The sequence below is a fragment of the Stieleria sp. genome (assembly GCF_041595215.1).
Classification (GTDB): Bacteria; Planctomycetota; Planctomycetia; order Pirellulales; family Pirellulaceae; genus Stieleria; species Stieleria magnilauensis.
This window is the reverse complement of the sequence record NZ_JBFHKV010000126.1, coordinates 1-12,094: the sequence shown is the minus strand read 5'-3', so window position 1 is coordinate 12,094 and position 12,094 is coordinate 1. Positions and strand designations below refer to the sequence as shown.

General features: G+C 58.3%; 7 protein-coding genes. 2 read left to right on the top strand and 5 right to left on the bottom strand.

Annotated features, from left to right (window positions below; genetic code table 11):
* A partial coding sequence (locus ABX749_RS07305) for a DUF4347 domain-containing protein (protein ID WP_372895392.1) occupies positions 1 to 3,464 on the bottom strand: 3,464 nt, incomplete at its 3' end.
* A gap of 386 nt (positions 3,465 to 3,850) precedes the next feature.
* Complete coding sequence (gene gdhA / locus ABX749_RS07300; protein WP_372895393.1) at positions 3,851 to 5,167, bottom strand: NADP-specific glutamate dehydrogenase; 1,317 nt, start codon at positions 5,165 to 5,167, stop codon at positions 3,851 to 3,853.
* Between the two features lie 428 nt (positions 5,168 to 5,595).
* Between gdhA and ABX749_RS07295 the strand changes: the two genes are divergently transcribed.
* Positions 5,596 to 6,066: a hypothetical protein gene (locus ABX749_RS07295; protein ID WP_372895391.1), complete on the top strand. Its 471-nt coding sequence runs from the start codon at positions 5,596 to 5,598 to the stop codon at positions 6,064 to 6,066.
* A gap of 142 nt (positions 6,067 to 6,208) precedes the next feature.
* A complete protein-coding gene (locus ABX749_RS07290; RefSeq protein ID WP_372895390.1) occupies positions 6,209 to 6,964 on the top strand; it encodes a hypothetical protein in 756 nt (251 codons plus the stop codon).
* Positions 6,965 to 7,109: 145 nt separating this feature from the next.
* Here ABX749_RS07290 and ABX749_RS07285 read toward each other — a convergent pair whose 3' ends face one another.
* The 3 genes from ABX749_RS07285 to ABX749_RS07275 form a co-directional block, all read right to left on the bottom strand.
* Entirely contained in the window at positions 7,110 to 9,059 is a 1,950-nt protein-coding gene (locus tag ABX749_RS07285; RefSeq protein WP_372895389.1) for a PQQ-binding-like beta-propeller repeat protein, read from the bottom strand.
* A gap of 80 nt (positions 9,060 to 9,139) precedes the next feature.
* On the bottom strand, positions 9,140 to 10,099 hold the full coding sequence (locus ABX749_RS07280; protein ID WP_372895388.1) for a hypothetical protein: 960 nt from the start codon (positions 10,097 to 10,099) through the stop codon (positions 9,140 to 9,142).
* A 255-nt stretch (positions 10,100 to 10,354) separates the two neighbouring features.
* Positions 10,355 to 12,094: protein kinase (locus ABX749_RS07275; protein WP_372895387.1), on the bottom strand; the 1,740-nt coding region annotated here is incomplete at its 5' end.

Below are 12,094 nucleotides of genomic sequence, written 5' to 3'. Positions count from 1 at the left end.
GTGGCGGGCAAGTTCAGCGTCAACGTTGCCGTGATCGTTTCCCCGACGTCGGGATCGGTCACCACGATGTCAGCGATCGCGACGGTCGAATCGTCTTCGGTGTAGCCGATCGTTTGGCCCATGTTGGTCGCCAGCGGAGCCGTGTTGACTGCGAGCACGGTCACCTGATGCGCCGGCGAGAATTCCAGTGCACCAGGCGTCAACAGTCCACTGCTGGCCGGAATGTATTCATCGATAAAGTTCCCAGAGGTATCGTACCGCAGCACGTTGTTACTGGTCTTTCCAGTCACATAAAGAAAACCATCGGGACCAAATTCGATTCCTTGAGGATCATCCAAACCGCCGAGCCCGCTTGTCACGAAGACATCAATGAACGCGCCCGTGGTTCCGTTGTACCGCAAGATCTCGTCGGTAAAGGTCGACGCGAGATAGAAGTTGCCGTCTGGACCGAATCCAAAACCGGACGCATCGGTCAGTCCCCCAAGCCCCGTCGTGATGAACTGATCGAGATAGGCGCCCGTCGTTCCATTGTAGCGCAGGATGCTATTGGTTTTTTCACTGGCAACGTACAAGTTGCCGTCTTGCCCGAAATCAATGAAGAAGGGATGGTCCAATCCGCCGGACGCAGCCGTCACAAAGACATCGATGAAGGCACCCGTGGTGCCGTTGTATCGATACACTTCATCGGTGCGGTGACTGGTGACATAGAGATGCCCATCGGGGCCAAAGGCCAAACCGTCGGCTTGGTCGATGCCGCCGCTGCCCGCCACGACGAAATCGTCGACGTACGCCCCGGTGACTGGATTAAATCGTTGGACGTTGCTCGAATCGAACCCCGACACGTACAGCAACCCGTCGGCGCCATATCGGATCCCCCGGGCTTTGGTTAACGTCGCGCTGGTTCCAAGGCCATTCTGGAAAACACCCGTCAACGCATCGTATCGAGAGACGGGGGTGGTGTTGTTCGAGGCGACGAACAAGTCTGCGGTGAACCAGGTGCCGTCTTCATCGGTCGCGGAAACCAGCAGATTGTGCGTCAATCCCGCGACGGAATAGGTATGGGTCACGCTACTGGGATTGCCGCCGTAGGTCACAATCGTGCCGTCGCCCCAATCGACGCGCCAGCTGGTGATGGTGTCATCGCCCGGATCGGTTGCGGAAAGATTCAGCGTGTAGCTGCTGCCGGAAAGTGCATTTGCGGCACCGGTCGCCGAAATCACGGGCGCCGCGTTGATGACCGTCACGGTGGTTGTCGCCGTCGTCACTCCGCCGTTCCCATCATTAACCTGCAGACCGATCGTGTAGGTCCCTTCGTCGTCGATTCCGAAACTGGCGAGCGTTGCCCAATTGACCACCGCGGTCGCGGTCAAGGGCTCGTTAGTCTCGCCGAAGATTCCGTCGTTGTCCAAATCCCAGGCATACGTCAACGTATCGCCGTCAGCGTCCGAGGAGTTGGATCCATCCAGTGTAAGCGAGTCGCCTTCGTTGATCGTGTACGGTGCGCCGGCGGTCAAGTCAGCCACGGGAGGCGTGTTGGAGAACTGTCGCAGGAACACTCCGTCCCCGTCGACGTGTCCCGCTTGGGTTCCGTTTCCGCTCCAGACCACGACTGCGTTTTGATAATCGTGAATAGCGATCGAGCTTGCGGTCTGTTCGCCGGCGGTCGTCTGATTGACCAGCGATTCACCGCCGGCCTTGACCATGTTTGACGTGTAAGCTTGCTTGTACGTTCCGGTCCCCGCGGCGTCCGCTTTCTGATACGTGATCACGAAGTTGTCCGAATCATCGATATCAATGCTCGGGCTGGTCGCGGTTGCGCCGCCGGAGACGAGTGTGGCGAGTTGCATGCCCGATGGACCTGCTTCGGGAATCAGTCGTGTCCACACTCCTTCCGACCCTCCGACATCCGACCGAAATGCAACGACGTAGTCGTTGTCGCTGCGAACGGCGACAACGATCTCACGTTCATTGACGGTGCCACCATTTAACTCGTGAGTTGGGCCAACCGCCGTCAATCCGGCGAAATCATAGCTCGCGCTGTAAATCGAGGAACTTTCCTGCCACGCGAAGACGATTCTTCCGCCGTCGTTGATGTCGACCGAAGGAAGTGTCGGCAGGCCACTGATCGCAATCGATTTGAGTGTCGTCGGCAATTCGTCCCCGAGTGCCGCTGCGGTAAAGTCGAACGTCCTTGCCCATAGCGCATTGCCCGGCCCCTCATTGTCAAACACGATGACGATCTGGCCGGAGGCATTCGTCGCCATGTCAAAATCTTTTTGATCCCCGCTGATCATGGCGGCATTGGCGAGCAGGTCGTTGGTATCGATGGCCGTTCCATCGGCGTTGAAACGACGAAGGTAGATTCCACTGCCGCTGCCGTCATCAGAAACCCAGGCAATCACAAATCGCCCCGAACTGTCCATCGCCACGACGGGGGCCGACTGACTACCGGCCACTGTCTCGTTGACTTTGAACTCGGCACCAAGTGGAATCCCTTGGTCATTGAAACGACGAGCAAATATCCCATATCCGTCTCCATCCAGGCCGGACTGCTCGGTCCAAACGACAATGCTGTTCCCCGCATCATCGACGGCGACTGACGTGGAGCCGGCATTGGTTGTCTGCACGCCAGTCGTCGTGCCATTGACACGAATCTCGCCGGTTGCAGCAATATCGGGAGCACTCAGCACACCCTTCCAGCGCGAATTGGATTGCAGATCGAGTATCGAGTCCGACTCGATGATTCCACCGACGTATTCCAACTCCCAGTCGCCGCCCAGCGATGCATGTCCGGTGTCGTCAGTGGACGCTGCCACATCCGCTCCGGTCAACGCGGCAAGGGCTTCCAGCATTGCCACACCCGAGTCTGTTTCCGCCAGCTCGCATCCGTACAAAAGCAGGTCTGCTTCAGCGGTCAGCGAGGCCTGCCAATGGGCAAAGTCCCCCGCGTACCCAGCCAGGTTTCCGCCGTCCAGTGTCGAGTTGCCCAGACGCAGCTTGGCATCGTTCCCGTGAGACAACAGATGAATGGCGTCCACGTTCTGGTAGCCGCTCAAGATCTCGGTGATCTGCTCGACGCCGTCGCGTGACCCGTCGAGTAAGTAGATTTCCAGATCCGCGGTCTCATTGCTCGCCCGCAGGTCATCGATCAGCTGTTGGTGATCCTCGACTCCCGCGTCGACGAAGACCAACTGCAATCGAGATGTCCGTTGTCCGTCATTTGATTCAGACCCGCCGGATGTTGACGTCGAGGTCGATGTCGAGGTGGCGACGTCGACCACCAACGACTCGGCCTGCCCAGAGTCGACTTCCGCTTCGTCGATGACCGGGGGCGCGATCGGAGTCGCACTGAACAGCAGTCGTTTTTCAAGAACCGCAGCATCGAGCAGGTATTTTCCCGTCGCTTTCGATGACCGATGGGAAGACGAGGCGCGAGGGAGCCAATTTGAAATCGACCAGGACATGGTTTTCGGCTCGACAAAAAGCGGAATTGCGGTGACTACGTTCTTGAAACGTAGGTCCGATTCGCTCTGTCGCTGCAAAATACAGGGGCCGTGGCTTCGTCAATCACACCGGTCAATCCGATTGTCTTGCTTTTGGTTCATTTACCAAGGGGCACCCCACCCGCCCAACGAGGGCGAGTGCCGAGAGGCAAACGAAAGAGGTTCAGGAGTAGATTTCGCGGGAGATGGCAGAATGATTCGGGGCAGAATCATGAGAGTACCGACAAGGCCTGACTTTAGCCTCCTACGGGATGTTTCATCGTTTTGCCCCTCATCGTTTTGCCCCCCGCTCTCCCCGCCTTCATCATGCTGCCCCGTCTTAGTCTGCCCCCTTTTCCGCCATCCGCTCACACGACGCCGTAGGCCAACATCGCATCGGCGACCTTTTTAAAGCCGGCGAGATTGGCGCCGCGGACGTAGTTGGTGTAGCCGTCGGCATCTCCGTTAGAGACGCATTTGTCGTGGATTTCGCGCATGATCGTTTTCAGCCGGCTATCAACTTCGTCCCGACCCCACGACATCCGCACCGCGTTTTGGCTTTGTTCCAATCCGGAAACCGCGACACCACCGGCATTGGCAGCCTTGGCCGGGCCGAACAAGACGCGTGCATCGAGAAAGGCGTGGACACCGGCCAACTCGGTCGGCATGTTGGCACCTTCGGAAACGGCCTTCACACCGTTGCCGATCAGCGTTTTCGCTTCGTCGACATTCAATTCATTCTGCGTCGCGCAAGGGAACGCCACGTCACAGGGAACACCCCAGGGTCGTTGACCGGCGTAAAAGCTCGCTTCCTTGTACTTTTCCTCGTACTCGGCAATCCGCCCCCTGCGAACCTCTTTCAGGTCCTTGATAAACGCGAGTTTCTCGGCATCGATGCCTGCCGGATCGTGAATGAATCCTGCAGAGTCAGACAGCGTGACCACCTTTCCACCCAACTCGTGCGCCTTTTCAGCGGCATAGATGGCGACGTTCCCTGAACCCGACACGGCGCACGTCTTTCCCTTGATGCTGTCACCGGAATGGTTCAGCATGTTCTCGCAAAAATAGACACAGCCGTACCCGGTCGCTTCGGTGCGCACCAGACTTCCGCCGAACGCCAGCCCCTTGCCCGTCAGCACTCCGACGAACCGGTTTTGCAGCCGTTTGTATTGCCCGAACAAGTAGCTGATTTCCCGCGCACCGACACCGATGTCACCGGCAGGGATGTCGGTGTCTTCGCCGATATGCCGATGCAGTTCGATCATCAACGATTGACAGAACCGCATCACTTCGCGATCGCTCTTGCCTTTCGGGTTGAAATTCGCTCCGCCCTTGGCACCTCCCATCGGCAACCCCGTCAAACTGTTCTTGAAGGTCTGCTCGAAGCCCAGGAACTTCAATTCGCCCAAGTTAACGTTGGGATGGAAACGCAGGCCGCCCTTGTAAGGCCCGATGGAATTATTGAACTGAACGCGCCACGCCCGATTGACGCGAACATTCCCGGCATCGTCTTCCCAGGTGACCCGAAAGATGACGATCCGATCCGGCTCGGTCATCCGTTCGAGAATCTGGGCCTTCTGGTATTGCGGGTTCTGCTGCACGAAAGGCATCACCGATTCGATGAACTCACGCACCGCCTGATGAAACAGTTTTTGTCCCGTGTTGCGTTTTTTCAATCCGAGCATGAAGCACTCGGTATCCACGCACGCTTCCGTCCAAGTCGCTTTGCCGGTCACGGCCGGATCTATGATTCCATCTGCCACGTTTGTTTCCTTCCGGTTCTTCGTTCAGGATGCGATGCCCACCCGCCCGATTGCTCCACCATGGGATCGAGACGCCGAACAGGCATCAACATATCGCATCCCTCTCGCCGACGTCTTCATCAAGACGAATGAAAAAGGGTCGACAAAGTGAAAAGAGTCAGAAGCAGTTTTCGCGAGAGAAATGGCAGAATGATTCGGGGCAGAATGATGGGAGAACCGACCGTACTCGACTCAGCCTCCCATCGGACGTCCCATCGTTTTCCCCCGCATCGTCTTGCCCCCCGCCCCTCGTGCCTTCATCATTCTGCCACGTATTGATCTGCCTCCACGCGCCCTTCCCCCGATTCATCATGAAACACATCACCCCACTCTGCCTGTTCGCCTGCGTCTGTGTCGGCGGGTCAGCTTTCGCAGAAGTCCCTTCGAGTTCTCCCCAGAAAACCGAGACGCTGCAATCCTCTCCTGAAGATTTGGCCGAGGTTCAGGGAACGTGGGTTCGGACCGTGAAAACCGAGACGGGCACGTACACGATCACGAAGCAACATCGCGGCAACGAAACGACGCTGACGATTACGGGCGCAGATGACCGTGTCGTCGAATCGAAGACCTCGGAGTTCCGCTTGGAGACCACCGGCAAGGTGCGGATCTTTACGTTCTTCAACAACCGGTTCACCGCCGGGGCGAACCGGGGCCGTACGGCAGACGTGCCACAGTCCTACATCTATCGAGTGACCGGCGACACCTTCATCGAGGTTCGCGGCATGCTGATCGACGACGACAGCGAGCCGGCGGTCATCACGTGGAAACGTGTCACAAAGTAAGCGTTCGAAGCGGGGCCTATTTTTTCACGTTGGGGGTTTTCCTAGCCCGTCGGCCGGCTTACTAAAGTGGCGAGCTAGGTTTCGGTGCCGAGCACCGGTTTGGGTGCCCGGATTCTTCCTCTGCTGCACCAACGCGACATCTATGAATCACCAATCGCCGACCGCCTCCCACCCGACTCCCTATTCCACCCCCATGGCAGTCGACGCGGCGTCCAAACCGCGACGCAATTGGATCCTGATCGCCTTGCTGGTCATCCTCTTGGGCCCCATCGCACTGATGGTAGGGATCGTCTTTTTGTTGGCGATCGTCGGGACTCTGGGCAGAGCGGTGGACCATGAGCAAGCGTCGATCCCCGCCGAAGCGACTCTGGTGTCGTCTCGATCGACCGGCGTGGCAGCCAGCGGTCCCGGCCATTCGGACATCGTGCCGACCGCGTTTCAATTCCAAGGACAGACGTTTTCGCTGAAATCTTCCACCGAAAACGAATCAACGGGAACGCTGCATGAATATATCCCCGAAGGTGAAACGTTGGAGCGTTGGAGCAAGTTGATTTCCATCTGCGAACATCCGATCGACGCTGAACCGGCCGCCATGGCATATTCCACCGCAGATTCGCTGTTGCAGATGAACCCGCAGGCTCCGTACGCGATTTGGCACAGCGGGGATGGTTCGACGAGCGGAATCGACTTCGCGATCTGGCAAGGTGACATCGCCGAATTCAATGTCTTCATCTACACGCGATCGCAGAACGGTACCGGGATCGTCAGTCATCAGTACGCCGAGCGGGCGTATGCAGACCAGGTGCAACCCTTTCTGGAGGGCTTGCCCCAGCGTCGAGGCGGTCTGATCGAGCAAGCCACGTCCTTTCGTTTCCCGTCGTTGATCGGGAAACCATAAGTTTGCAGTAAACGTTGCGCCATGATTTCCGTCAGCTTGATCCGTCCGACCGATCGGTGAAGAACCGGCAAACGGATGAAGCCAAACAGAAATTGAAGGCGGAGCACTAGCCCTATCGGCTCAGTCGTCAGACGCGATGTTTCGACTACTTCGACGCGACGTCGTAGCAAAGCAACAGACCTTGGTCGCGGATGTAAAGTTTGCCATTGGCGACAACCGGATGCGCCCAGGCGGGGACGCTGCTGCGGTCGGGTTGGTCGAAGCGGCCGCGGACGATGAGTTCGTCTCGCGAAGGTTCAATCAGCAAGATCTCTCCCTCTTCGCCACGCAGGTACAGACGCCCGTCGGCCAACAGCAACGATCCCTTCGGCCCCTCGCGGTCACGCCACAACGTGTCGCCGGTTTGGAAGTCCAGGCAGGTCATGATGCCGCCACCGTTCCCTCCGTTGGCTCCATAGAGACAGCCATCGACGACGATCATCCCGCCGTGATGGTTCTGCATTCTGGTGGTGAAATAAACCTCCTCGGCGGTGATCTTGCCCTCGGAGCCCTTGGACAACTTCACCGCACCGCCGCCGCTGCCGTAGGCGGACGCCGCGAACACCAAACCGTCTTGATAGATCGGTGTGGAACAGTTGATCCCCATCGCATTGGCCGGTGCATCGTATTGCCAAAGTAGCGTGCCGTCGTCGGCCGAGACTCCGATGAGTGACTTGGCGGTCAGTTGAACGTATTGTCGTTGGCCTTCAAAATCGATGGCGATCACCGAGGAGTACGCCGCGCCCGAGCGGGCACCGCCTCGTCCGCCAAAACTGCCGCGTCCGCCAAAATCACCGCGTCCGCCACCGAAACCGCCGCGGCCACCGAAGCCGCCCGGACGACCGCCGGCAAAATTGAAGGTTCCCGGATTGGTTTGACCATCGGCGAACCCTTGATCGGCCAACCAAACCTGTCCCTTGGCATCGGTCCAAGGCGTTGACCGACCGGCGTTGATGCGAATGGTCTCGCTCGCCTTCGCCCCGTCTCCTTGCGGAACGATTTCAATCGCTTTGATGGCCGGATTCTCGACCTTTCGCGTGAACGTGATGTTCAGCTCGCCATCGGTCACCTCGACCGGAACCGATTCGACATAGGCCTTTCGCGGTCCGCCAGCCTTCGCCCAAATGTCAAAGTCCTTGAACTCTCGGCCTTCGACGTTGAACGCAAACACCCGTTGGCCGGCATCGGTAATGCCGTTGTACGTCTCGGCAAAGTAGAGCTTGGCGAGGTAGTTTCCGTTGGGAACCTTGTAGGCAAAACCGGTCATGCCCCAATGCTCGCTCTGAAACAATTCTGCGTTCTCGGTGCCGCTGATTTCCGGTGCGGATCCGCCCGGTCCGCCACGCTGCGGTGCGTCGCGTGGGGGAGCTTGGTCGCGAGCCGGAGTCTCCTGACGCGGGGTTTCCTGACGAGTTGAACGATCCCCCTGTTCCTCAGCGGGTTGATCGGGCATTTGGCTTTTCCAAATCGTCTCTCCCGTCAACTTATCGAGCGCGACGATCATCGCATCGGAGGCCCCCGGTGTGCAGATGACTTGGTCGCCGTCGACGAGTGGTGATTCGCGGTAACTCCACATCGGCAACACACCGCCGAAATCATCGACGAGACTTCGTTGCCAAACGATGCGGCCATCCTCCGCATTCAGACAGGCGACGCGTCCGCTCATGCCGATCACATACAACCGCTCGCCGTCGACGGCGGGAGTACATCCGGGGCCTTCTTTCGACTGCGGCACGCGTTGGTCAATCGCATCACCCAACGACGTGAACCAGATTTCCTTGCCGTCGCTTTCAGAGCGTGCCCAGACGATTTCTTTGCCGTCCCGATTGCTCATCCCTAAAAGCTTGCCGTCGGCGACCGCCGGTGCGCTGTCACCGCCGCCCAGTCCGTCGACACGCCAAGCCAACGGCGGACCGCCCTCGGGCCATTGCTGCAGCAGGGAGTCTTCACTCGAGATCGCATTTCGATCCGGTCCCTGCCACTGCGGCCAATCGGCTGCGAAACCGATGACACCGGAACAAAGGAAGAACAGACTGGCGAGGTACAACTTGAGCATTGGTTCAATTTCCAGGGAAGAGAGAAAAAGAGGTCGGGGGAATGGTTCGCTCGGCCCCGCAGGGTTTATCCGAGCAGGGCTTATCCGAGCATGGCAGAATCCAAGACGATCCAGCGAAACGTGACGAGCGTGCAGATCAAGCACCCCCACCACGATGCAAGTTGGGCGCCTTTGTATTGACGGAGAAAAAACAACAGCAACAGACTGGCCAGTACGCTGATCAGCTTGAATGCGGTCAGGGAGTCGCCGTTGAGCAAGATTTGATTTCCCAGCGGATTCATCTCATGAAAATGAGTCTCCGTCGATTTAATCGTCGTCCAAAACAAGTCGATCATCGAGAGCAGACTGATCAGCACCAGCGATTCAACGACCGAACGGGTCGCATCGGGCGACGCATCGATTTGAGTCCAGCGATGACGACGTGGCGGTGAAGTGGTCAGCAGATGCCCAAAGCTGAAGGCGGCGATCATCATCGCGGCAACGGTAAACACATAAGATGTCCACGCGGCCCGGTTGGTGGACGCGATCTCGGAGGCGGCACTGGCATCGGACTCGGCATTCTCGGCTAGAAAGGAATCCATCACTTCTTTCAATCGCCGAGTCGTTTGAGTGGACGGTGCGTCATCATTCCAGAGGGAATTTCGCAATTGCAGCCCGTCGAACTGACCGAGGGCAAAGGTTTCGAAACGTCCAATCTCAGAACGGCTCAGTTCTCCGTTGCCGTCTTCGTCGAGTTCCGGGAACAGAAATCGGTGGGTCTGTGGCAACTCCAGCTGCGTCAGCCCGAGGCTGTTGTCCGAGTCGCGATGGATGAACCAATGCATCAGTCCGCCGGCTGGCGGCGCGGATTGGTTTCGGCTCCATTCATCCCGCCTCCAACCGAACCGGTCAGCGGAAAAGTCTCGGTCGCGGAGCCACTCGGGGCCGGCCGAATCGCTGGGCCTGATCGATGCGTCGCCGACCGAAATCGATAACGGATGCTGCGCCTGTGCGGTGATGCTGATGAAGGCGAACAGTAGAAACGATTTGCATAAGTTCATGGTCAATTCCCTTTCTAGCGACCCACGGCGTTTGGCGTCAGACGGCAGGACTGCCCACCGAGCATCACCGGCCGATGTGTCCCAAATGTGGCCGAAAACCCTGTGCCGATTTGCATTTCCGCTTTGCCGCGAAAATGGACCTCACATCAGGACTCAAGCCTCCACTTGGTTAATGCGTAAACCACACGAACTCGGGGCCAGGCAAAACGGTGCAGAAAAATCGAGCGTCAACAATCCAGCGGCCGGCGAAGCTGCTCAACCCGAAATGCGTTCATCGGCAAAACGTTCCATCTGCTGCATTCGGGGGTCGTTGGCCGGTGTATGCCCCTTCACGACGATACTGGCCTCGCGGTGATGTAACAGGAATTCGATCCAGTCGATCCATGGGATCACCGGCGAGCCCTTGGACTGGCTGACGCTTTCATCGAGCAATCGATCCAGCAGTGCCTGTGATTGCTCGAACGAACCAACGGCATCCTCCGCGTTGCCCGTTCTGTGGTGAGCGATCGCGAGCAGCGGATGGGCGATACCGCGTCCGAACCAATTCGCCTGATTCGATTCCTGAAGCCGCTGGAGCGCGCGTTGATGATTTCCGGCTCGCAAATGCGCCCAACCGGCGACGTAAAGGTTTACCCCATAGAACATCTCGGCATATTTCCGTCGTCTGCGATCCGATTCGTGGTTCGGCTCGGAGTCGTCCGGGTTGGGCATGGCAGCGAGCATCTGCTCGACACGATCGGCCAACTCTGCGGCGGCTGATTCGGTGACGTCACCGACCAATTGCCCTCGAATGGTCACGGCCATGGGATCGTCTTTTTCAACGCGTCGTAATTCGTTGCTCAATTTGTCGTAGGCGGCAGATTCTCCGGCAAAGAACAACAATTGTGGAACGCCGGACAGTTCAGCCTGTTCGATCGGGCAGCCGATTTCGACCGCTTTTGCGAAATCAGCCGCGGCCGCATCCCAGCGGCCGAGTTTTGCATTGAGCCCGCCTCGCTCCAGCCAGACCAGGAAGTATTTCGGCAACACGCCTGTTGCTTCGGTGTAGGCCTGGTAGGCCTCCGACCAGCGTTGACCGTCGGCATTGGCTCGCCCCGATGCCAGCAGAACGGTGGTCGAGTTGAGCCGATCGTTGAAGCGTTCCAATTCGAGCCGAGCGGCGTTGGCAACTTGCTCGGCCGCACGTGCTTCTTCCAACGCGATCTCTTTCTCATCGCGTTCATTGATCGCCGTATGGGCTTGCCAGACACTGACCGCGGTCCCCAGTAGCAAGGCACAGGCGACAATCGAAGCGGTCGAGAGGCCGACCTTGTTTCGCCGGGCGAACTTGGAGAATCGGTACCACGTCGAAGGCGGACGTGCTTCGACCGGTTGGTCGTTCAGGAACCGCGAAACGTCCTCGGCCATCGCGCCGGCGGTCGAGTACCTTCGGTTTCGATCTTTGTCCATCGCCTTCATCACGATCCAATCCAGATCGCGTTTCATCGCCGAGGACAGCGTGGCCGGGTCGAGCCGTCGATTGACGGCGACGGTGCTTGCCAGTTCGTTGTTCAGCGTGCTCAGACGAGTGCTCGGTCGCGGCGGATCCTCGTCGCGAATGATCCGTCGCAGCTCATCAAACCCCGCGCTTTGCAGCCGGTCCGGGGCAAACGGCGTCGAACCGGTCAGCACTTCATAGAGCAACACGCCGAGCGAATAAATGTCGCTCCGCGTGTCAACATCGTCGGTACTCATCGCCGCCTGTTCGGGACTCATGTAGGCCGGCGTGCCGACCATGGACGCGAACCGGGTGTAAATCGTTTTGACGGTCAAGCTCTGGCCGATCGCTTTTGCCACGCCGAAATCGATGACCTTTGCCAGCGGCTGACCATCCTGAAGTGTGACGAGAATATTGGACGGTTTCAGGTCGCGATGGATGATCCCTTTTTGGTGGGCATGCTGGACGGCATGGCAGATCGTGACAAACAGCTTGAGCCGCTCGGACATGTTCAACTG

Coding starts and splice junctions, on each gene's coding strand:
- ABX749_RS07280 (WP_372895388.1), bottom strand. CDS start 10,099: ATGAACTTATGCAAATCGTTTCTACTGTTCGCCTTCATCAGCATCACC.
- ABX749_RS07285 (WP_372895389.1), bottom strand. CDS start 9,059: ATGCTCAAGTTGTACCTCGCCAGTCTGTTCTTCCTTTGTTCCGGTGTC.
- ABX749_RS07290 (WP_372895390.1), top strand. CDS start 6,209: ATGAATCACCAATCGCCGACCGCCTCCCACCCGACTCCCTATTCCACC.
- ABX749_RS07295 (WP_372895391.1), top strand. CDS start 5,596: ATGAAACACATCACCCCACTCTGCCTGTTCGCCTGCGTCTGTGTCGGC.
- gdhA (WP_372895393.1), bottom strand. CDS start 5,167: ATGCTCGGATTGAAAAAACGCAACACGGGACAAAAACTGTTTCATCAG.